This is a genomic window from Humisphaera borealis, from assembly GCF_015169395.1.
Classification (GTDB): domain Bacteria; phylum Planctomycetota; class Phycisphaerae; order Tepidisphaerales; family Tepidisphaeraceae; genus Humisphaera; species Humisphaera borealis.
The window spans coordinates 4,969,474-4,990,296 of record NZ_CP063458.1; the positions used below are offsets into that span (position 1 = coordinate 4,969,474).

At 62.2% G+C, this 20,823-nt stretch carries 16 protein-coding genes; 12 read left to right on the top strand and 4 right to left on the bottom strand.

Annotated elements, in window-relative coordinates; translation table 11 throughout:
• The first annotated feature begins 238 nt into the window (after window positions 1-238).
• The 8 genes from IPV69_RS18565 to IPV69_RS18600 all read left to right on the top strand — a co-directional run bounded on the left by IPV69_RS18565 (window position 239) and on the right by IPV69_RS18600 (window position 8,533).
• Window positions 239-940 carry an ABC transporter ATP-binding protein gene (locus IPV69_RS18565; protein ID WP_206291214.1) on the top strand — a complete coding sequence of 234 codons (702 nt, stop codon included), beginning with the start codon at window positions 239-241 and terminating at the stop codon, window positions 938-940.
• Between the two features lie 182 nt (window positions 941-1,122).
• Entirely contained in the window at window positions 1,123-2,601 is a 1,479-nt protein-coding gene (locus tag IPV69_RS18570; RefSeq protein ID WP_206291215.1) for an ABC transporter permease, read from the top strand.
• A 230-nt stretch (window positions 2,602-2,831) separates the two neighbouring features.
• Entirely contained in the window at window positions 2,832-3,608 is a 777-nt protein-coding gene (locus tag IPV69_RS18575) for a DUF3299 domain-containing protein (RefSeq protein ID WP_206291216.1), read from the top strand.
• Window positions 3,609-3,701: 93 nt separating this feature from the next.
• Complete coding sequence (locus IPV69_RS18580) at window positions 3,702-4,250, top strand: hypothetical protein (protein ID WP_206291217.1); 549 nt, start codon at window positions 3,702-3,704, stop codon at window positions 4,248-4,250.
• A gap of 142 nt (window positions 4,251-4,392) precedes the next feature.
• Entirely contained in the window at window positions 4,393-5,676 is a 1,284-nt protein-coding gene (locus IPV69_RS18585) for a metallophosphoesterase (RefSeq protein WP_206291218.1), read from the top strand.
• Window positions 5,677-5,796: 120 nt separating this feature from the next.
• Entirely contained in the window at window positions 5,797-7,095 is a 1,299-nt protein-coding gene (locus tag IPV69_RS18590) for a metallophosphoesterase (RefSeq protein ID WP_206291219.1), read from the top strand.
• Complete coding sequence (locus tag IPV69_RS18595) at window positions 7,095-7,937, top strand: hypothetical protein (RefSeq protein ID WP_206291220.1); 843 nt, start codon at window positions 7,095-7,097, stop codon at window positions 7,935-7,937. Before IPV69_RS18590 ends, IPV69_RS18595 begins: the two co-directional genes overlap by 1 nt.
• Window positions 7,938-8,062: 125 nt before the next feature.
• A complete protein-coding gene (locus IPV69_RS18600; RefSeq protein ID WP_206291221.1) occupies window positions 8,063-8,533 on the top strand; it encodes a GspE/PulE/PilB domain-containing protein in 471 nt (156 codons plus the stop codon).
• Window positions 8,534-8,685: 152 nt separating this feature from the next.
• Here the strand turns inward: IPV69_RS18600 and IPV69_RS18605 are convergent, their stop codons facing one another.
• Window positions 8,686-10,314: a hypothetical protein gene (locus IPV69_RS18605; RefSeq protein WP_206291222.1), complete on the bottom strand. Its 1,629-nt coding sequence runs from the start codon at window positions 10,312-10,314 to the stop codon at window positions 8,686-8,688.
• Window positions 10,315-10,370: 56 nt separating this feature from the next.
• On the opposite strand from IPV69_RS18605, the gene IPV69_RS18610 reads away from it, so the two are divergent.
• The 4 genes from IPV69_RS18610 to glsA all read left to right on the top strand — a co-directional run bounded on the left by IPV69_RS18610 (window position 10,371) and on the right by glsA (window position 17,253).
• A complete protein-coding gene (locus tag IPV69_RS18610; protein ID WP_206291223.1) occupies window positions 10,371-12,425 on the top strand; it encodes an ABC transporter ATP-binding protein in 2,055 nt (684 codons plus the stop codon).
• Between the two features lie 90 nt (window positions 12,426-12,515).
• A complete protein-coding gene (locus IPV69_RS18615) occupies window positions 12,516-13,355 on the top strand; it encodes a DUF429 domain-containing protein (RefSeq protein WP_206291224.1) in 840 nt (279 codons plus the stop codon).
• A gap of 219 nt (window positions 13,356-13,574) precedes the next feature.
• Complete coding sequence (locus IPV69_RS18620; protein WP_206291225.1) at window positions 13,575-15,230, top strand: metallophosphoesterase; 1,656 nt, start codon at window positions 13,575-13,577, stop codon at window positions 15,228-15,230.
• Between the two features lie 178 nt (window positions 15,231-15,408).
• Window positions 15,409-17,253: a glutaminase A gene (gene glsA, locus IPV69_RS18625; RefSeq protein ID WP_206291226.1), complete on the top strand. Its 1,845-nt coding sequence runs from the start codon at window positions 15,409-15,411 to the stop codon at window positions 17,251-17,253.
• Window positions 17,254-17,306: 53 nt separating this feature from the next.
• Here glsA and IPV69_RS18630 read toward each other — a convergent pair whose 3' ends face one another.
• The 3 genes from IPV69_RS18630 to IPV69_RS18640 all read right to left on the bottom strand — a co-directional run bounded on the left by IPV69_RS18630 (window position 17,307) and on the right by IPV69_RS18640 (window position 20,626).
• A complete protein-coding gene (locus IPV69_RS18630) occupies window positions 17,307-18,221 on the bottom strand; it encodes a D-hexose-6-phosphate mutarotase (RefSeq protein WP_206291227.1) in 915 nt (304 codons plus the stop codon).
• Between the two features lie 24 nt (window positions 18,222-18,245).
• Window positions 18,246-19,478 carry a glycosyltransferase gene (locus IPV69_RS18635; protein WP_206291228.1) on the bottom strand — a complete coding sequence of 411 codons (1,233 nt, stop codon included), beginning with the start codon at window positions 19,476-19,478 and terminating at the stop codon, window positions 18,246-18,248.
• A gap of 260 nt (window positions 19,479-19,738) precedes the next feature.
• Entirely contained in the window at window positions 19,739-20,626 is an 888-nt protein-coding gene (locus tag IPV69_RS18640) for a prepilin-type N-terminal cleavage/methylation domain-containing protein (protein WP_206291229.1), read from the bottom strand.
• Between the last annotated feature and the right edge of the window lie 197 nt (window positions 20,627-20,823).

Below are 20,823 nucleotides of genomic sequence, written 5' to 3' on the forward strand. Positions count from 1 at the left end.
GGCATTCCTGCCGGCTTGAGCGGGAACGCCGCCTCCACGCGGGAACATTGACTTCGCATGACCTCGGCCGGGCAGGAATGCCCGGCACTCGGCCATGCGAGGCAGACAGGAATGTCTGCCCCACTGGAGCTGTTTCTGATTGATTTGGGTTTGACCCGGCGACTCAACGCGGCTATCCTACTTGCCAGTCAGTTGCAAATAGACTTTCGGCGATCGATTGGCGAAACGAGGAGATCCTTTGGCACTTCGTCTTGAGTTGCTCAAGAAACAGTACGTCGGCCCGGACGGGTCGGCGGTGCCGGTGATCGACGTCCCCGAGTTCTCGCTCGGCGACAGCGAACAGGTCGCACTCGTCGGCGGTAGCGGCACCGGCAAGACCACGCTGCTGCACCTTATTGCCGGCATCCTGACGCCGGACAGCGGGCGGATCATCTTCTCGGGGACGGGTGACGGCGAAGCGAATGTCGGCGAGTCCGACATCGCCGCACTGTCGGAAGGGCAACGCGACGTCTTCCGCGGCCGCAACCTCGGCTACATCTTCCAATCGCATCATCTGCTGCCGGGTTTCACGGCGTTGGAAAACGTGCTGCTGGGCATGAGCTTCACGCATCGCGCCGCCGACCCCGCCTGGGCGAAGAGCCTTCTCAAGGAAGTCGGTCTCGGCGAACGCCTGCACTATAAACCTGCAAAACTTTCCGTCGGCCAGCAGCAGCGCGTGGCCGTGGCGCGGGCGTTGGCGAACCGGCCGAAGTTGGTGCTTGCCGACGAGCCGACCGGCGCACTCGATCCCAAAACAGCACAACAGGTTCTCGCCCTGGTTCGCAAGCTTTGTGATGAAGTGAAAGCCAGTCTGCTGCTGGTCAGCCATGACCCGGCGATCGTCGAGCAACTGCCCAGACGTGTGTCGCTGGCGGAACTGAACCGAGCGTCGATGGTGTAGGTGACGTTGGAATGACGAATGACGAAATTCGAATGGCGAATGAAATTCCAATGCCAAGTTCCAATGTCCGCTGAGGCAGATCGTCTGTTTGGGAGTGGGCGTTCCAATGCGCTCGGGCTTGAGTATTCGACTTTGAGCATTCATTCGTCATTCGGGTTTAGCCATTCGTCATTTCTCATCCCATGAACCTCTTCCAACTCATCCTCAAGCAGATGCGCCAGCGAGCACTCAGCACCTGGCTCACGCTGCTCTCGGTTCTGCTCGGCACGGCACTGGCGACCGGCATTCTGCTGCTGCGGCATGGCGGGGAGTCGCTGTTTGTGCAGAAGGAGTACGGCTACGACGTCATCGTCGGCTCCGGTCGCGGGTCGCCGTTGCAACTTGTGCTGAACACTGCCTATCACCTGGACAAGAGCCCGGGGAATCTGCCGTACTGGGTGTATGAAGAGCTGAGCATCCGCCCGAAGGGGCCGCCGCAGGCGGGGCGGTTTGACTACTTCAAGCACGTTCGGCTGGCGATCCCCTTTGCCCGCGGCGACACGTACAAGAGCCGGCCGATCATCGCGACGTCTCCCAAGATGTTCGGCTTCGACGAAGAGCTGAACCCGATCCCCGTCTACAAGGTCGACGATAACGGAAAGCCGACGGACGAAATGTCGGACAGCATCTTTCAGATTCGTCCCGGCGAGCGGTTTGAGCTGGCCGAGGGGCGGATCTTTCATCCGAAGAAGTTCGAAGCGGTGATCGGTGCCGAAGTCGCCCGGAATCTGAACCTGAAGATCGGCAGCACCATGCACGCCACGCATGGCGACAGCCAGGACACCGGACCGGAGAAAGAAGGGGAACACCACGGCGAGCATGATGAGCACGCCCACGCCGAGGAATGGACGATCGTGGGCATCCTGAAGCCGACGAGCACGGCCAACGACCGCTGCATCTACATCCCGCTGATCAGCTTCTACTGCATTCCCGCCCACGACGACGCACAGAAAGCCCAGGCCGCTGCCCAGATGGGGCTGCGGAACACGGAAGCCAAGCCCACGCAGCCGGCGAACCCGTACACCATCGAAAAAGACGGGACCATCAACCTTGCGACGTCATCAGGGAAGTGGCAGATCTCCGGCGTGCTGGTCAAGAGCCGGGGCGGCATCACGCCGACCAACCTGATGTACCACATCAACAACGGCGGCATTCCCGACGCCGTCGCGGTAAACCCGGCGTCAACGATGCGGGACTTCTTCGCGACGTTCCTGAAACCCAGCAGCCAGATCCTGCTGATGATCTCGATCCTCGTCAGCGTGCTGGCGGGGGTGGGGATCCTGGTGAGCATCTACAACTCGGTGTCGGCCCGGAACAAAGAAATTGCGATCCTGCGGGCCTTGGGCGCGACCAAGACCAAGGTGCTTCTGCTGATCTGCCTGGAGGCGGGCTTCATTGGCCTGGTCGGTGGTATTCTCGGCTGGATGGCCGGGCATGCGATCGGTGCGGTGGCGTCCAACGCGATGGAAAAGTCGGTCGGCCAAGGCTTTAACTGGCTCCGTGTCGGTTCCGAAGAATTGCTGTACCTGGGGCTGGTGGTAGTCATCGCGGTATTCGCGGGCCTGGTGCCGGCGCTCAAGGCTTACCGTACACCGGTGGCGACGAACCTGGTGGCGGGATAGGAAAAACGCTGAGCAGGCGGACACGAAACATCGAATTTCCCAAAACAAAGCCAACGAACGACATGAGGCCCGAAGTCTGAAAGCTGGCCTTGGACATCTGACAGTTGAGATTCGCATTCACTTTGTCTCGTTGTGAACTTCCTCCCGGCGGAAGTGTATGATTGAAGGACCGGTGTCCAAGCCGGTCGCGATCTTGCTTTCTCGATGGAAGGACTGACATGACAAGCACAATGAAACGATCCCTGGCAGCGGTGCTGATGCTGTCCAGCGCGGTGGTTGCGGCCGAACCCGCCACCAAGCCTGTCACCGGTGCGGCGACGCGTCCGGTCGAGCTGCCAAAGGTTGAAGTCCCGAGCGATCTGACGGGCGCGCAGCTCGCGACCCGTGCCCAGCAGGCGTTCAATCGGGGCGAATATGCCCTGGCGTTGCCGCTGCTACGCAAGGTGGCCGCCGAGGCGGAAAATCAGCCCGCCAAGCTCGCGTCCGTGATGGAGCGTATTCGCGTTTGCGAAAAGGCATTGGCGTCGGCCAAGGCCGAGATGGAAGCCAAGGCCGCGAACCCGCAGACGGCACCCGCGGACAACACCGCCGAGGCCCGCAAGCCGCATCCGGCACCGACCGACGGCAAGACGTATGACCTGACGATCCAGGCGCTGGGCAACTTCGAATACGACCAGGAGAAGGGCGGCAACATCCCCGCCGACGTGCAGCGCCTCAGCGGCGCGGCGATTCGTCTGCGGGGTTACATGATCCCGATGGATCAGGCCGAGAACATCACGCAGTTCGCGCTGGTGCCCAGCCTGTTCGCCTGCTGCTTCGGACAGCCGCCTTCGATCCAGCATACGATCGTAGTGAATTGCCCGAAGGGTAAGGCGGTCGGCTACACCGCTGACGAGATCTTCGTCGAAGGCAAGCTGACCGTGAAGGAAAAGAAGGACGACGGGTACATCATCAGCGTGTTCGAGATGGAGGTCAGCAGCGTGAAGTTGGCCCCGCCGCCGGGCTGAGGAAGTTTTGTGGTGCAGGCTTTCCAGCCTGCACATCAGGATGCAGGCTGGAAAGCCTGCACCACAAACATGGACAGCAAAGCGGAGAAACCCATGACGACCGTTCCCTACAGCCCGCAGACGTCGCCGGCGCCAGCGGCGGGATCGCGGGTGAATGTTCGGCTGATCGCGTTTCTGCTCGTGATCTCCGCCCCGTTCGTCTACATCATCGGCAAGTCGGTCATGTTCTCGATGAGCGGCGGCATCACCGACCGCGGGGACTACAAGGAAGTGGACCTCAAGGCTCTGGGCAACTTTCCGTTCGACCAGTCCGAAGGAAAGCTCACCGACATCCCCGAGCGTTACCGCAACCTGGACGGCCAGCGCGTCCGCCTGACCGGCTTCATGTACGCCCCCGAGAACGCCGGCGACCGCGGGAACCGGTTCCAGTTCGTCTACGATGTCAACAAGTGCTGCTTCGGCAGCGCCCCGCAGGTGCAGGAGCGTGTCTTCGCATACGCCAAACATGGGGCGCCGATCTATCCGTACACCGTGCTGGCCGAGGTGGTCGGCAAGTTGCACGTCCGAATCGTGAAAGAGCCGGACGGGCTGATCAAGAGCGTGTTCGATCTGGATGTGGAGCAGGCACAGGAAGTGCGTTAGAAGGGGCAGCCGCGGCGACAGGTGTTCTAAACGCCCACGGCGCTACCGTGGGCCCATTGCAGCGCGGCGGGCAATTGCGACCCCTGATCGATTTCACGCGGCCTAGAATGCACGGGCTCTGGTTGCAGGCTCGTATACTTCTATGGCCGCTTTCTGGTTCATCATCGCATTCATGTTCGCTGGCAACGTCGGCTGGTGGCTCTGGGCCGATCGGCGGCTTCGACCGTTGCCAGTCGCACCGCTCTGGCGATCCCTGCTGGGTTTGTTCATCGGGCTTCAGCTGGCGTACTTGGTGTTCTTCTTCATCGCGCCTTCGACGGCCCGGCGTGCTCACTACTACGTGCCACAGGATGCGCTGGGCGTCTTCTACCTCTGGTGCCTGATCGTTTTGCCGACGACGGTTCTTCTGACGTTGTTGGTCAACGGTGGACGCTGGGGATTTCGGATTCTGGGTGGCGGGGGCAAACACGCTGGCCCGCGTCTTCCGTCAGGCGGACCGCCCAGAGAACCGAAAGAAGGCCACGGGCAAGAGTACTTGCCCATGCCACCCGAAGCGCAGCAGTCCGCGCCGTCCCTGTCCCGCAGGCAATTGCTCGCAGCGGCGACGGTTGCGATTCCGCCGCTACTGGTGGGGACCGGCGTCGTCTACGGGCGGCATTCGATCTACGACCTCCGCGTCCGCCGGGTGGATCTGGCCGTTCCACAGCTTCCGTACGACCTGAACGGGCTCACGATCGCCCACCTGAGCGACATCCATGTCGGCAAGTTTGTCGACGAACGCTATCTCCGTCACGTCCGGGAGATGACCAACGCGCTTCACGCCGACCTGCACCTGATGACCGGCGATCTGATCGACCTGGCGATTTCCGATCTGCCGGGCGCACTCGACTTCGTCACTTCGCTCGATCCGAAGCATGGCCTGCTGATGTGCGAGGGTAATCACGACCTGATTGAAGACGGCCCGGCTTTCTACTCCGGCACGCGGCGACGTGGGGTGCCGTTGCTACTGGATGGCGGGAAGGCGGTGCGTCTTCCGGGGCGTTCCTCTGCGGTGCGGATTCTGGGCCTGCGGTGGGGCGGGACGGGCGCCGGATCGCCGGCCGATGAAGGCTTCAGCCGAACCGTCGAACAGTTGACGGCGAGCAAGCAGCCGGAAGAGTTCCCGATTCTGTTGGCCCATCACCCGCATGCATTCGATGCCGCCGCGGCGGCCGGCATCCCGCTGACCCTCGCCGGGCATACCCACGGCGGACTGCTGATGCTTTCCGAGCGCGTAGGCCCCGCCGCGCTGATGTACCGGTACTTTTCGGGACTGTACCGAAAGAGCGATTCCCACCTTTTTGTCTCCAATGGCGTTGGTTCCTGGTATCCGGTTCGGGTAAATGCACAACCGGAGATTGTCCATTTCACATTGCGATCCGTGTAAGTGAGTTGATGTTGGGCTGCCGATGCGGTCTGATGCGACGCGTCACCTGACTCGCTTGGGTCTGCTTCATGCGTTACGGCGTTCGGTGTCGTCGACATGTTGTGATGCACCAACCGGTGAATGATCTACTTCGCGCTACTGATCTTCTGGGTGGTCGTTACTGTGCTGTTCTGGCGTCAGGCGGACCGGCGCGCCCGCCGGTTTGGTGGCGCGGTGGGGGCAGTGGCCCGACTGTTTTTTCTCCTGTTCTTCCTTCCGCTGGTCGCCTACATGGCGATTCCACTGACCCGGCCGCTGCTGGTGGATGAGCCGTTCGTGGGGCCGACGGTCTGGCTCACGTTCGCGTACATCTGGTTCCCGTTCCTGCTCCAGTTGCTGCTCGCGGCGGTTGCGACGAAATGGCTCTGGTGCCGGGCAAAGAGTGTCGTCGCTCGGCGGTCGAAGCGTGCGGCTGAGACTCAGCCGTCAGGTGATGTTGCACCCCTCGAAGACACCCTTTCGCGGCGGGGCGCAATGGCGCTGGCGGCGTCGTTCGCCGGGCCGCTGGCAGCGATCGCGTGCACGGGCGCTGCAGTGCGGCAGTACGGGCGCTTCGGCGTCCGTCGGGTCGAACTTTCCCTCGCGTCGCTGCCGGCCGATCTTGACGGCGTCACGATCGCCCATGTGACCGACGTTCATGCCGGTCAGTTCTTCGACACCGACGCCGCCGCCCGGCTGGCGGACATGGTCAACGGCCTTAACGCCGACCTGGTTGCCTTCACCGGCGACCTGCTCGACCGCGGATTGCTCTCGCGCTTGCCGATCGGCATGCGCTTTCTCGAGCGGCTGGATCGTCGCCATGGCTTTGCGTTTATTGAAGGAAACCATGACGTGCACGAAGACGCGCTGGCGTTCGAGAAAGCAATGCTCGACGCCGGCGTGCCACTGCTGATGGACCAGGAGCGGACTTACGCCATCCCCGGTCGCTCGACTGCAGTGCAGTTTCTGGGCGTCTCTTGGGGACCGCTGAAGTACGACGATGACGACGATACCTCGATAGACCCGCCCAACCCCAGAAAGCCCGGGCGGGCCTGGTCGGATGCCTGGGCGGCTTCTTCGACGGCCGCGGTCGCCGCGATGCGCCGCCCCGGCGCGTTCCCCATTCTTCTGGCTCACCATCCGCACACCATTGCGCCGGCGTCGGCGCTCAATCTTCCACTGACGCTCGCCGGTCATACGCATGGCGGGCAACTGATGCTGACCGACAACATCGGCGCAGGCCCCGTCCGGTTCAAATACTGGACCGGGGAGCACCTCGTCGGCAACAGCAAACTGATGATCTGTAACGGCGTCGGAAGCTGGTTTCCGCTCCGATTCAACGCGCCTGCGGAAGTGTTGCATCTGACGCTGCGGCGCGGCGACGGTGTCCAAGGCCGTTAGTGCTTGATTCGATCAACGGGGCGGGACATAAACGTTCCAAAGCAAAGGCAAACCCACCGCTTAGTTTGCTGTTGAAAGAGGGACTCATGAACGGCGCAGTCATCCATCCTTGTCCGCACTGCGGCCAGCCGTTCACGTTGGAACCGGCGTACCTGATGCAGTTCGGGGGTCAGACGACCTACTGCACTCGTTGCCAACAGCAGTTCGTGCTGCCGATGGCCGTTCAGTCTGCGTCGGCAATTCCTCTGCAAACACCGTTGCCGGTTCTCGGGTACGCATCGCCGTTGTACGGGCAGGCGGCAAGTCTTCCTGTATGGCGGGAGGGCAAACTGTTGGTCACGGTGGATCGGACGACATTGCCGAATGCATGCGTCAAGTGCGGCCAGCCCGGGGCGGGTAAGCCTTACCGCCGCACGTACTACTGGCATTCGCCATGGGTGTATCTCACGATACTTCCGGGGATTCTGATCTACGCGATCGTCGCGATCTGCGTGAGGAGTAAGGGGACGATTGAGGTGTCGCTCTGCGCCGAACATCGTTCGACCCGCCGCCGCAGTATGGGCATCGGCTGGGTCTTCCTGCTGTTGGCAGGGGTATTGTGGGTTTTGGCGACGGATACCCGTGGACGGGATCTTCCGACGCTCATGGTGCTGGGCGGGTTTATTGCATTTCTGACCGGTGTAATCGTCATCGCGGTGGGATCCCGCATCTTGAGTCCCAAGCGAATAAAGAACGGCTACCTCTGGATGTCCGGGGCGGGCGAAGGATTTCTGGCCTCGCTGCCACCGGCGGGCGGGCCGACACCGGGGCAGGGCTTCCCGGTTCAGTTCCGGCAGCAATGACGAATTTTGAGCCGCCATAGTCTGAGAAAAACGCATTTCTTTTCGCCGCATCGACGAATCTGGTTAAGCGACGCCTCCACCTCCCCGATGATGAAGGGGCCTACGCAACAGGTAAGGAGGCGGCTTTGGCAGGGATTCCAATCGGTCGATTATTGGTCGAACAAGGTGTGCTCACCCGTGAGCAGGTCAAGCACATTCTCGATGTGCAACGTTCTTCGCATCGCCCCTTCGGCGATCTGGCGGAACGGCTGTACGGCGTTGATCCACGCGCGGTCGAAGACGCGTGGGTGCAGCAGTACGTCAGCCGCACCGGTGCGGTCAACCTGGATGAACTGGACTTCGATCCGTCGGTGCTGTCGGTGATCAATGCCCGCCAGGCGTGGCAGTTTCACCTGATGCCGATCAAGCGCGACGAGGATTCCATTCATGTCGCGACAACGGCACCCAATCTCATTCGCTGTGTAAACTTCGCCACCCGGCGATTCAACGAACCGGCACACTTCGTGATCGCCAGCGACAGGCAGGTCCGCCAGTACATGATGCGGCACTATCCCGTCCCGCAGTATGTCGCCGACTATGCGGCACAGATGGCGTAATGTCGGAGTGCTGAGTTAATGGTGCCGAATGCTGCGTGGAGAGCGGAGAGCAGGCAGGAAGACAAAGAGGCACGAAGGCATACAGGGGCTGATCCTTCGTCCCTTTTCACTGTCTTTCGCCAATTTCCGCACTCGGCACATTCACCGCAGCACTACTCAAACAGGCCGCCGATCATGCCACCTGCGGGGCGGGCTTCCTTCTGGGTGATCGTCGGCTCAGGGGGCAGCAGCACTTCCGACCGTTCGTCTTTCCATACGCTCCGCCACCCCGACTTGATCAGCGCGTGGCGGAACATGCTCGAACTGGCCGGCAGGATCGCTGCGTCGGCTTCGATCTGCTTCAGGAACGCTTCTCGCTCCATGCGGCCGGCGAGGTAGGTCGCATTCCAGAACGCCGGGGTAAAGAGCTGCGTTCGGCCGTCCAGGAAGACGCGGTAGCTGCTGCCCATCTCCCATTCGAGGTAACCGCCCCAGGAGAACTCGCTGATCAGCCGGCGGCTGTTGGGCGTGACGTTCGTTTGCACGTACCGCGCTGCTTCGGCGGGGTACCCGGGGGCGTCGGGGCCGTGGCGGTTGATCCAGGCCTGGAGTGGCGTGTCTGATTTGGGGAAGTCCGATCCGATTCGCACGGCCGCCATCACCAGAACGATTGCCATTGCCAGCCGCACAGGCAGTCTGGCGAGTGTGCGGTCGGGCAGTCCGCCGATCGCGACGGCGATCATCGGGGCGGCGGATATCGCGAAGACCGTCGCGAAGCGACCCCACTGCGTCAGCAGCAAAACGGCCATTGCGAGCATCAGGCGTTCGCCGGGTCGCAGGTGCTTCAGACGTACGAGTATGGCGATCAGCGCGATGAAGACGATCGCCGCGCCCACCTGTCCGAACGTGCCGTGGAAGAAGGGCCGCATCTCGGCGATGTAGCCGCCCGCGACCATCGGGTCGGCCGACGTGTAGTGCAAACCGGCGGCGATCAGCCCGGGTAACATCGGGGTCATGCAGCAGCCGACGCCGCTCAGCATTCCCAGCATGAAGCATCGCGACACCCGGCGTTCGGCCTCGGGGCGTTCGGCGTGATCGGCAACCACCAGGCGTTCCCACAGCGCACCTGCCAGCAGCGCGCCGAACCACATCGGGATGAAGACGGCGTAGAGGTGCAGGTTGACGACGATTGCCGCGATCGGTGCGCAAAGCCAGACGGCGCGGGTGCGTTCCCCGGCGGCGCGGTCGCGGACGATCAACGCCATCGCGATCGCCAGCAGCAGCAGGGCGGCGGTCACCGGGCGGAAACTGAGGTAGGGGAGCGATATGAATGCCATCGTCGCCGTCGCCAGCGCACAGGCGAGGAACGACGGCGTTCCCGGGCGCCCGCAATGCAGTCGCGCGACGGGAGGTAGGAATCTTGCCCTCGGCGGCAGTGCCGCGGTCGCCATTCGACAAGCGGCGGCGATCGCCAGCACGAAACTGAACTGCACCGTGGCCTGCGTCGCCACTGCCAGCCGGTACCCGCCGGCGTCCCAGATCGATTTCATACCCAGCTCGGCCAGCCAGGAGTACGGTGTCCAGGGCTGCTGCATCGACGCGAAACTGAGGCGGTCCACGATCGGGCCGATCCCATCCTGCAACAACTGCTCGGCGACGCGCAGGTGCCAGAAGCAGTCCGGGTCCATGGTGTCGAACAGGATCGCCTTTCCGCCGGCGACAACGGCAACCAAACCCACGAGCAGAACGAAGCCGATCGCCTTTCGGCGGCAGCACGAAGTTGTCGCAGGAGTGTCGGACATCACCCCCAACTTCGGACGGCGGACGGGCCCTGCGACGGCGGCAGTTATTACTGGCCATGACGGTTCCCGAACGTCGCGCGAACCCCACGCGCGCCACCACCAGCGGCGGTGGCGTCTCGCGTGGCGTCCCCAACACCTCTACAATCCCGCGAATGACGGCAGCACCGCCGCCGACGCAGCGCATCACTTATCAGACCCCCACTCCTGCCGATGGTCAGGAGCCGGGCCAGATGCGCGTGTTCTTCCGTCTCATCAAGCTCCTGCGGCCGCACTGGGGGATGATCTCGCTTGGCCTGTTCCTGCTTCTGCTGGCGACACCTTGCGAACTGTTCCCGGCGATCATCTGGCGCTATGTCACCGACGACGTCGTTCTCGGCAAAGGCACCTCGCCGAGGCTCGCCTGGTTCTTCAGTCTCGGCGGTGCCGTCGAAGGTCCTTACGCGCTGCTGGTTAGCGCCGTCGTCTGGTTGCTTGTGATTTATCTGGCGGGCGAAGTCCTCGGCACGCTCAATACTTGGCTGCTCAGCCGGGTGGCGCAGCGGTTCATGCTCGGCTTTCGTAACCGCGTCTACCGCAAGGTGCAGTCGCAAAGTCTCGCTTACCTGCAGCGGCAGCGCACGGGCGACCTGATGAGCCGGGCGATGGGCGACGTGGACGAACTGCAGTCGTTCATCGTCGGCAGCATCGACGTAATCATCGGCGAATCGATCCTCTGGATCGGCGCGGTCATCATCGTCATGTCGGCCAACTGGAAGGTGGCCAGCGCATCCCTCGCGCCGTTGTTCCTGGTCTACTTCCTGCTGCGGATCTTCAATCGGCGAATAAAGCCGATTTACAGCGAAGCCCGCGACAAACTCGGCGATGTCTCGACGCGGCTGCAGGAGAATCTCTCGGGCGTGGTCGTGATTAAGATTTTCGGCCGCGAGCCCCAGGAAGCAGAACGATTCGAGCAGGCCACCCGAGGGTACTACGACGCGCAGATCAAGGCGATCAACGCACGATCGCTATACTTCCCGATCACTCGCACGATCGGCTTCATGAGCAACATCGCGATGATCGGCGTCGGCGGGTATTTCATGTTGCACGATGGCAGCTTCACGCCCGGCGACGTCGTTCTGTTTCGCGCCTACTGGTGGCGGCTTTTCGGCCCGGTGCAGACGCTGGCACGCGTGAACGACATGGTGCAGCGGGCCAGCGCCGCCGGCCGGCGCATCTTTGACGTGCTCGATGCTCCCGACGAACTGCCGGATGCCGTCGATGCCAGGCCGTTGAACCGCGTCCGTGGGGAGCTCGAGCTGCGAAACGTCTCTTTCTCGTACGACACCGGAGAGAAGTCCGAATCTCAGGCAAACGCGCCGGCAAGCGGCGCCGCCCCGGCTGGTACGCTGCCACGCGATCCCGTCGTTCTGCGCGATATCTCCCTGCGGATCTCTCCGGGCCAGACGGTAGCACTTTGCGGCCCCAGCGGGTCGGGCAAAAGCACGGTCCTCAATCTGCTGCTGAGGTTTTACGATCCGACGTCGGGCTCGATTCTTCTCGACGGTCAGGACCTGAGGTCCATTCATCGCGGTAGCTTTCGATCGCACCTGGCGCTCGTGCAGCAGGAGACGTTCCTGTTTAACGACAGCATTCTGGACAACATCCGCTACGGGCACCCCGAGGCGACGATGGAACAGGTCGTCGCCGCCGCAACGGCCGCCAACGCGCATGAGTTCATTACCCGCCTGCCCCGCGGGTACGACACGAAGGTCGGCGAGCGGGGCGTACGTCTCAGTGGCGGGCAAAAGCAGCGGATCAGTATCGCCAGGGCGTTTCTTGCCAACCCTACCGTCCTCCTGTTGGATGAACCGACCAGCAGTGTCGAACCCGACAGCGAAGCTGCGATCATCGCGGCGCTGAACCGTCTGATGGAAGGACGCACAACGGTTCTGACGAGTCATCGCCCGAGCATGATCGACCAGGCCGATCAGGTGTACGTCATTGAATCGGGCCGAGTCACCGAGCAGGGGTCGCCGGCCGCCCTTCGGCAGACCGAAGGATGGTTCAGCCGATTTATGAAGTCTGCCGACGACCATGGTGTGTCGCCCATTCGCGCGGACAAAGTGGATTGAACCCGCGGGGAAGGGAACGTTGTGCCTGTGACGCCATCCAACGCCGAGAACCGCCGATCGGCCATGCCCGCGATAAGAACCATCCTCGGCGTGGACTTCAGCGGCGCGAAACTCGCGGGGCGGAACATCTGGCTCGCAGTCGCCGAGCCGCTGATCGGCCTCGACGTGGCACCGGGCGTTCCGAAGCTTCGCCTGAAATCGCTGGATCGTCTGGAAGATCTCTGCGGCACGGCCGAACGCGCACCGGCGCTGGCGTATCTCGTTGAGCGTGTCCGATCGGCAGACAGCATGCTGACCGCGGCCGATTTCCCCTTTGGCCTGCCGATCGAGGTGGTCCCCGACTGTGTCGACTGGCCAGGCCAGCTCGCGGATCTCGGCGCCTGGCCGGGCGATGCCAATGCGCTAGGAACCGAATGCGTTCGTCGGGCGAGACGGCTCGGTGACAAGATGCACATTCGCCGAACGACGGACACCGACTCGAAGACGCCGTTCGACTGTTACCACTACCGGATCATCTACCAGACATTCCATGGCATGCGCGATGTGCTGCTGCCATTGAGCGCTGAGGAGAGGGTTGCGATTCTGCCGTTTCAGTATTCCCGGCTGAAGCGGGCAGCCAATGTGGTGGTCGAGGCATGCCCGTCCAGCACCCTCAAGCGATTGGGTTTACCGCACCAGAACTATAAGCAGCCGACCGGCGGACCCCTGACGGCCAAACGCCGTCGCACCCGGCTCGCGATTCTCGCGGGGCTTCGGACCTTGATCGAGATGGGTGACCGTCAGGTCCGTTCGACGATGCGCAATCCCGGCGCCGATGCACTGGACGCGGTGATCGCCGCAGTGGGCGGGTGGTTCGGGTGGCGAACTGCCGACCATAAAGCGATCGCCGCCCACGCCCGCTACGGCTTGGAGGGGTACGTTTATTTCTAAGCTCGCCGGGGCGCCATACGGCGTCGTTCGCACGCGCTGCGGGCACTGAACGTGCGATTCAAAGCTCTTGGACGCCCTCCCGACGTGACACAAGACGGAAAGCAGACGACTTCATCCCGTTTTTTGGTCACGAATACCTTTCGCCGGTTAAGGGGTAAACGAACGCTGATGCACCATACCGGAGTTGGCGCTCGTTGAACCCTCTGCACGAAAACTGCCATGACTTCCAAATCCCCCAAGATTCCAGGACTGGAGAAACTGAACCCGTTCTACAAGCCATGGAAGCTCGGTATAGACCGTCGTGAGTTCCTGGCGCTGATCGCTGCGGGCGTGACCTGGACGGCGGTTTCGGCGCGCGGAGCTGATCCGGTGCCGCCGACAGGCCGGCCCAAAGGTAAAGGTGGTGGTGGAGGAGGGGAGTTTGCACTCCCTCCGTCGTTGGCAGGATTTGCAGAGTTATCCGTGGTCTTCGGCCGGCCGACCGACCGGTCCGTAACTGCCAGCGTTCTGGCAAAAACCCCGAGTGAGTGCTTCCTTGAGATCGGCACCGCTCCCGGCAAATACACCCGCAAGACGGGTGTCATGCCGCTGCCCGCCGCGTCGCCTGTCGAAACACTGATCGATCGGCTCGAACCCAACACGGTGTATTACTACCGCCTGCAGCATCGCGCCGCGGGTGGCCCAACATTCTCAGCGCGTCCGGAGTGCCGTTTTGCCACGCAGCGTGCTCCCGGCAGCACATTTTCGTTCACGCTTCAAGGCGATTCGCACCCGGAGCGAATGGGCAAAGTAAGCGACCCCGAACTCTATGCCCGCACGCTGCAGCTCGCTGCGACGACCGCTCCGGATTTCCACATCTGCATCGGCGACGACTTCAGCGTCGAGCGGGTGCGAACAGTCAGCCCGGACGCGCTGGCAGTTCCGTACCTGCTGCAACGCCCGTTTCTAGGTCTGATCGGGCAGACGTCGCCGGTCTTCCTGATGAACGGAAACCACGAGCAGGCATCGCTCTACAACTACAGCCAGTCCGATGCACGCCGCGATGTAGCCGTTGGCGTGCAAGTCGCACGGAACCGCCTCTACCCGACGCCGTCGGTCGGCGGGTTCTATAGCGGCGATAATGCTCCCTGGAAGGATATCGGCGAGCTCAAAAGCTACTGTGCCTGGACCTGGGGTGATGCCCTTTTCGTGTTGCTCGACAACTACTGGCACTCGCCGGCCCTGGTGGACACCGGATGGCACGGCGAAGACGCCAATCAGAAGCCGGACGGCGGTGGTGGAGGCGGGCCAAAAGCAAAAGGTGGCGGGGGACCCAAGGGTGGCAAGGACGCAGGCGGCAGAGACCGCGACTGGTGGGGCATTTCCATCGGCGACGCCCAGTATCACTGGTTCAAACGAACCCTTGAGCAGAGCAAGGCCAAATACAAGTTCGTGTTCGCGCACCACGTACTTGGCTCGGGTCGCGGTGGTGTCGAAGAAGCCGACCTCTACGAGTGGGGCGGAAAAGACCGCCGAGGCGTTTCAGAGTTTGCGGCCAAGCGACCCGGCTGGGAACTGCCGATCCACGCACTGATGGCCAAGCATAAGGTGAACATTTTCTTCCAGGGTCACGATCACCTCTATTGCCGACAGGAGAAGGACGGGGTGGTGTACCAGGAACTTCCGATGCCGTCCGACTACACCTATGCAGCCCTGAACGACGAACGCTATCCCGCCGGTACGAAGCTGCCCAACTCCGGCTACGTGCGTGTGACGGTTTCTCCGGCAGAGGCAAAAGTGGAGTACATCCGCACGTACCTTCCCAAGGACGAAGCCGCCGACCGCAAGAGTGGAACCGTCGCGCACAGCTATTCCGTCAGGTCGGCCATTGGATGAAGGTGGCCGCCGGGCCGCGCGGTAGCCGGATTCGGTGGATACGAGGAAGGCCCGGCGTTCGCGGCTCGCATGTCAAATTGGCGCGATTGGCGATCGCGTGACCAGTCACCGGACTCTACCGTGGTATCTTCCCCTTTCATGTGTTAACTTCGTTTCGAACCGCCCCGCATCGCTAGAAATGCCCCATTCTCAAACGTCCGAATCCGCCATACACCGGCGGCTTGCTGAAATTCATCGCCGTCACCTGAGCAATACCTCAGGCCAGGTCGCAACTTACATCCCCGAGCTTGCCAAGGCCGACCCGAACGCCTTCGGTATTGCCATGGCCACTCTGGATGGCACGGTCTATGAAGTGGGTGATTCCCGGCAGCCGTTCACTATCCAGTCGATCTCCAAGCCGTTCGTTTACGGCCTTGCGCTCGAGGACCGGGGCCAGGAGCATGTGCTGAAGCGTGTCGGCGTCGAGCCGACCGGCGAAGCATTCAATTCCATCGTGTTCGACGAACGGGGGAATCGCCCGTTCAATCCGATGGTCAATGCCGGTGCGATCGCCACGACGGCAATGGTCGCCGGCGACTCGCATCAGCACCGGCTTAATCGCATCCTCGACCTCTTTCAACGATTCGCCGGCGAGCCGCTGACCATCGATGAAGCGGTCTATCGTTCGGAGAAATCGACGGGGCACCGAAACCGGGCCATCACCTATCTGGAACTCAACTCCAACATGATCGAGGAGCCGGTCGAGGAGCATCTCGACCTCTACTTCCGACAGTGCTCCATTCTCGTCACCGCGCGGCATCTGGCGATCATGGCTGCCACGCTGGCCAACAACGGCGTAAACCCAGTCACCGGCGAGCGTGCCCTCGAGCCCCGCTACATGCGCAACCTGCTCAGTGTGATGTGCAGTTGCGGCATGTACGACTTTTCCGGCGAATGGATTTACCGCGTCGGTCTTCCGGCAAAGAGCGGCGTGGCCGGCGGTATCGTGGCGGTACTGCCCGGACAGTTCGGCATCGGCGTCTTCTCGCCGCCGCTCGACGTGCAGGGCAACAGCGTGCGCGGCATTGGCGTTTGTGAAGACCTCTCGACCCACTTCAGCCTGCACCTGTTCGACAAGAACATGCCGCTCAGCGTTGCGCTGCGACGGAGCTACCGCTGCAATCAGGTCCGTTCCAAACGCATGCGACGGCCCAGCCACCAGGCGATTCTCGATCAGGCTGGCTCAAAAGTGCAGGTTCACGTATTGCAGGGCGACTTGTTCTTCGCGTCAATGGAACGGGTGATACGCCACATGGCGTCGGAACTCACGGACGTCAAGTACCTGGTTCTCGACGGCCGACACATCAGCCGGCTTGATGCCAGTGCCCAGTCGTTGCTCGCCGACGATTTCCAGCACCTCGGAGAGGCCGGCGTAAAGCTACTCTTCGCCGGCCTGCCGCACCTGCTGCGTGTCGAACTGCTGCTCGATACCAAGCTGCCCTGGTCGATGCATGACTTCGTCGATTCGATCGACGAAGCCCTCGAATGGTGCGAAGACCGCCTGATCGAACAAGCCGAGCGCGCCGGCGACGGCGATGCCGGGCTCATTACCCTGAGCGAGATGGATATCGCCGCGCACCTCGACGCCGAAGAACTCGATTTGCTCAGTTCGCTGCTGGTCAGGCGTTCCTTTGCGCCGGGCGAGACCATTATTCGGGAGGGTGCAGCCGCGGACGAAGTTTTCATGCTCATCGCCGGGAGCGCGACCATCAGTGTGCAGGTGCCGGGCAACAATCGGCGTCGACGGCTCGGTGCGGTCGGCGAAGGCGTGACCTTCGGCGAGTTGGCGCTCTTCGAGGGCGGCACCCGCAGCGCGGACGTCATTGCCGACGTCCCCACGGAGTGTTTCGTTCTGCCCGTCGCGGCGCTTCACGACGTCGCCCCGGAGAAGCCGAACCTGCTGGTCAAGCTGTTGCGGAATGTCGGGCGGACGCTTTCCCGCAGGTTGCGGCAGGCGAACGCTGAAATCAGGACGCTGGACTGAATCGGGCGGGATGGCTCGCCTGATCCACCGCGCGTGAATCACAGCTGCCTATCTCAGAGCAGTGCGATCGTCGCAGACATCGTATGGCTTTGCCCCGGCTCCAGGGATAGCGCGTTGTCGGCGGCGTTGGCGGTCTCGATGCACAGCATGCCCGGCCATTCGTCGTCGCCGAAATCCGCCATCGCGGCGGCCTTGGCGATCCAGGGATTCCAGACGACCGTGCTGGCCGATCCCTGCTTCGATACCGCGATCATTCGCGGGCCGCGGGAGGACGATCCTGCCGGGTCGGTCACCACCACCGTATCCGGCGTGTTCAGGTAAACGCGGTCGGTCTCTCCGGTGATTCCGAAAGGGCCGCTCGGCTGGGTTTTGTGGGCCGCATGGTCCATCTTGTCGATGAACGTGCGCCCGGCCAGACCGTCGATGCTGATGTTGCGGATGTCCGACACGGCCAGGTAGGTGTGCATCGCCTCTTCGAAGCGGAAGGGTCGGTCGCCGGTGTTGGTCACCGACATCGCCATCTCCAGGGTCGCGCCGACTGTGACGGTAAAAGCCAATGCAAACTCGCGCGGCCAGATCTCGCGGGCCTGGGCATCCGGGGCAAGCGTCAAGCGAACGGCAACCGCGCCCTGTTCGCCGCGGGTGACGGACTCCAGCTTCCAGGCCCGGGTGCGAATGAAGCCGTGCGCCGGCAGCTTGGGGTCGGCGAGGTTCGGCCCGAACCATGGAAAAATCAGCGGAACGCCGCCGCGGATCGGCTTGCCGTCGACATAGTGGCTCTTCCGGCTCATGAACATCAATGGCGGTTCGCCACGGGGAGTGAACTGCGTCACGTGTGCGCCGTGAAGATAGATCTCGGCAGTGGACACCGGGGAAATGACCGTAAGCCTGGGAAGTCCGCCTTCACCGGGTGTGATCTCAAGGGTGCCGGGCTGATGGAACTTGTCTCGGAGAGTGTTGAAATCCATGTTTTGGTTGCCGATTGTCGAATCTCAGGTTCCGGGGGCTTCAATCCTCGGTGCCATGGTGTGCTGATACGCCGTTCCGCGCCACTCGACTTTCCGGGTGACGCACATGACCAGTGCTTTGGCGAAGATGCGAAGCAGCATTGGTGCCCCCACGGGAAGAAACAGGAACGCGTTGGCGGCGCGGTTGCCGCTCCACCGGTAGAGCTTGGCCATCGCCGCGGTGATGAATGCCAGGTGAACGACCCCGCCCGTCAACCACGACAGGGCGACGTTTCCGAAGTACGCCTGGGCGGGGTTGCCGGTTCGATACACCCCCCACGCGATGGCTGGAATTACGGTGTATGTGAACGCCAGAAGCCAAACGACGCCTGCGAGCACCCGCCATGGGCTGCCGTTCTGGGCCGCGTAGTAGATTCGGCTCCATCCCTTGATGACCGCCGCCAGGCCGTCGTACATGCGGACCGAGCAGAAGTCGTTGCCCCAGGCGACCCGCGGCCGCAGCCCGTTCTGCTTGAACAGCTTGGCGATCGCGACGTCTTCGCAGTAGCGGTCGCGAACGGTGACGTGGCCGCCGATCTTGTCATACGCCGTTCGGCTCATCAGCATGAACTGCCCGTTGGCGAATGCCGAGCCTTTGACTTCACCGACGTTGTTGAGGGCGATCAGGTAGAGCGAGCTGGCTGCACCGCCGCAGAGGGGAATCATGAGCGATTCCCAGAACGACTCGGTCTCCAGACGCGGTAGCAGGCTGAGCAGGCCGAAGTTCTTTCGGCGGACCACGGCGATCGCGATCGTCAGAGCATCTGGTTCCAGGATGACATCAGAGTCGACGAACAGAAGCCAATCGCCGGTCGCGTGCTTACTCCCCTGATGCAGGGCATTGTTCTTGCCCGTCCATCCGACGGCAGGGGGCTCGGTGATGTGCAGCACCTTGAGCCGCGGATGCGCTGCGGCCAGTTCGTCCATCACGGTACCGGTGTTGTCGGTACTGCGGTCGTCAATCGCGATGACTTCAATCTTCGGATAGTCCTGCCCGATCGCCGAAAGGACGCACCGGCGAATCCGCTCGCCCTCATCTTTCGCGGGAATCAGAATGCTGACGGCAGGTTTCTCGCCGGGCAACTCGATCGGAGGCCGCCGCATCAGGTTCATGCGCTTGCGGCCGAGATGCATGAAGAAGAAGTACACGCCCCAGGCAGCCGGCCCGAGCAGAAGGTAGGCGATCAGGAGGATGGCTTCGGTCGATCCAGTGGGCACGGGGCGTCCGTTCTCCGTGGAGGTACAGCGCGGCTGGAGAAGTTGGGGGAACTAGTGTCGCGGATTGGGCCCGTGCGTCAACGGCCGAAAGACTTCTACTTGAACAAAAGTAACCCCCGACAATGATCCGCCGGCGCGCAGAAGGCCGCAGGACGCCACCCCGCGTTGCGGACCATGGGCAGGCCAACGTAGCGACGTGTCCGGTCAGAGACTGAGCCTGACCCGGCATCCTGACCGCGAAAGTACGACCCGCGATGGCATTATCGCTGATCGAGCAGCCACTTCGGGTGGGGATACTTTTCAAGATTTGTCAGATCAAAGTCGGTCGCCACGGAAACGCCATCCCCGCCGGGCAGCGTCTTGGTCGGGATGGATTCCGCATGGCCATCGCAGAACAGAAAGTTGGTGATCTTCCGATTGTTATGACGAGCGTTGATACGGTTGGGATTGGTCGAGAGATAGTTGAAACCGAAAAGTCCGTCGAAAAGAAAGACCATGTCCGAGGCATTGCGAACTTCGTTCACCTTTCGCGTACCCGAGATTTTGCCGGCGGCATCGATCATGACCCGCTTGAACGGGGTCTTTGCCGACGCATTGGTCGCATTAATGCCATACCAGACGAAGATCGTCGTATTGGGATTCATCTGCACGGATATGTGACACACGCCCATCGCTCCCCGAGCATCGGTTCGCGAACTAGGAATGGCCGAGTTCAGGTAGGTGACGGACGACATGTCCGGCACGCCCGACGGGCATCGGAACACGTTGTCATCCGCTGGTGGCTGGGTTGTGCTGGTCCATTTGGGATAGCTGAGAATGCCGGTGTTTACGAGGATCGTCGCCCAGGTTTCGTTGACGTCCTGGTTCGGCACCGACACGGGAAACTTTGCGTCCATGACGTCGGACGGAAGCATGAACGACTTGTTCTGGGCCGTGTAAGTTGCCGACGCGACACCAATCTGTCGGAGATTGCTCAGGCACTTGACTGAAGCCGCCTGCTCGCGGGCGGCGCTCAGACTTGGCAGGAGGATGGAGATAAGCAGTGCGATAATGCCGATGACGACCAGCAACTCCACTAGGGTGAAACCTCCGCGGAGTGATTCTCGGCCAAGGCACGAATGCGACCGGTGTTTGAGCGACTGAGACATGCTGATTCACTCCTGCGCACAAAGGTGTGCGATATCCTCTCTAGCATAGCCCGACGGTGCGGGCAGACGTGATATGCCCGGGCGCACGGATGCCGGGCAGATGCGATTATAGCAAATCGCTGGCTCCAGAGAACCTCGAATTCGAAACGTGTCGCTTGCTTGCCTGCTTGTCGAAACGCTGCTCAATGCTGCCAAGG

Bases quoted from the DNA above. Each gene is read 5' to 3' on its own strand.
- IPV69_RS18570 (WP_206291215.1), top strand. From the start codon at position 1,123: ATGAACCTCTTCCAACTCATCCTCAAGCAGATGCGCCAGCGAGCACTC.
- IPV69_RS18640 (WP_206291229.1), bottom strand. From the start codon at position 20,626: ATGTCTCAGTCGCTCAAACACCGGTCGCATTCGTGCCTTGGCCGAGAA.
- IPV69_RS18575 (WP_206291216.1), top strand. From the start codon at position 2,832: ATGAAACGATCCCTGGCAGCGGTGCTGATGCTGTCCAGCGCGGTGGTT.
- IPV69_RS18580 (WP_206291217.1), top strand. From the start codon at position 3,702: ATGACGACCGTTCCCTACAGCCCGCAGACGTCGCCGGCGCCAGCGGCG.
- IPV69_RS18630 (WP_206291227.1), bottom strand. From the start codon at position 18,221: ATGGATTTCAACACTCTCCGAGACAAGTTCCATCAGCCCGGCACCCTT.
- glsA (WP_206291226.1), top strand. From the start codon at position 15,409: ATGCCCCATTCTCAAACGTCCGAATCCGCCATACACCGGCGGCTTGCT.
- IPV69_RS18585 (WP_206291218.1), top strand. From the start codon at position 4,393: ATGGCCGCTTTCTGGTTCATCATCGCATTCATGTTCGCTGGCAACGTC.
- IPV69_RS18620 (WP_206291225.1), top strand. From the start codon at position 13,575: ATGACTTCCAAATCCCCCAAGATTCCAGGACTGGAGAAACTGAACCCG.
- IPV69_RS18605 (WP_206291222.1), bottom strand. From the start codon at position 10,314: ATGTCCGACACTCCTGCGACAACTTCGTGCTGCCGCCGAAAGGCGATC.
- IPV69_RS18590 (WP_206291219.1), top strand. From the start codon at position 5,797: ATGATCTACTTCGCGCTACTGATCTTCTGGGTGGTCGTTACTGTGCTG.
- IPV69_RS18610 (WP_206291223.1), top strand. From the start codon at position 10,371: ATGACGGTTCCCGAACGTCGCGCGAACCCCACGCGCGCCACCACCAGC.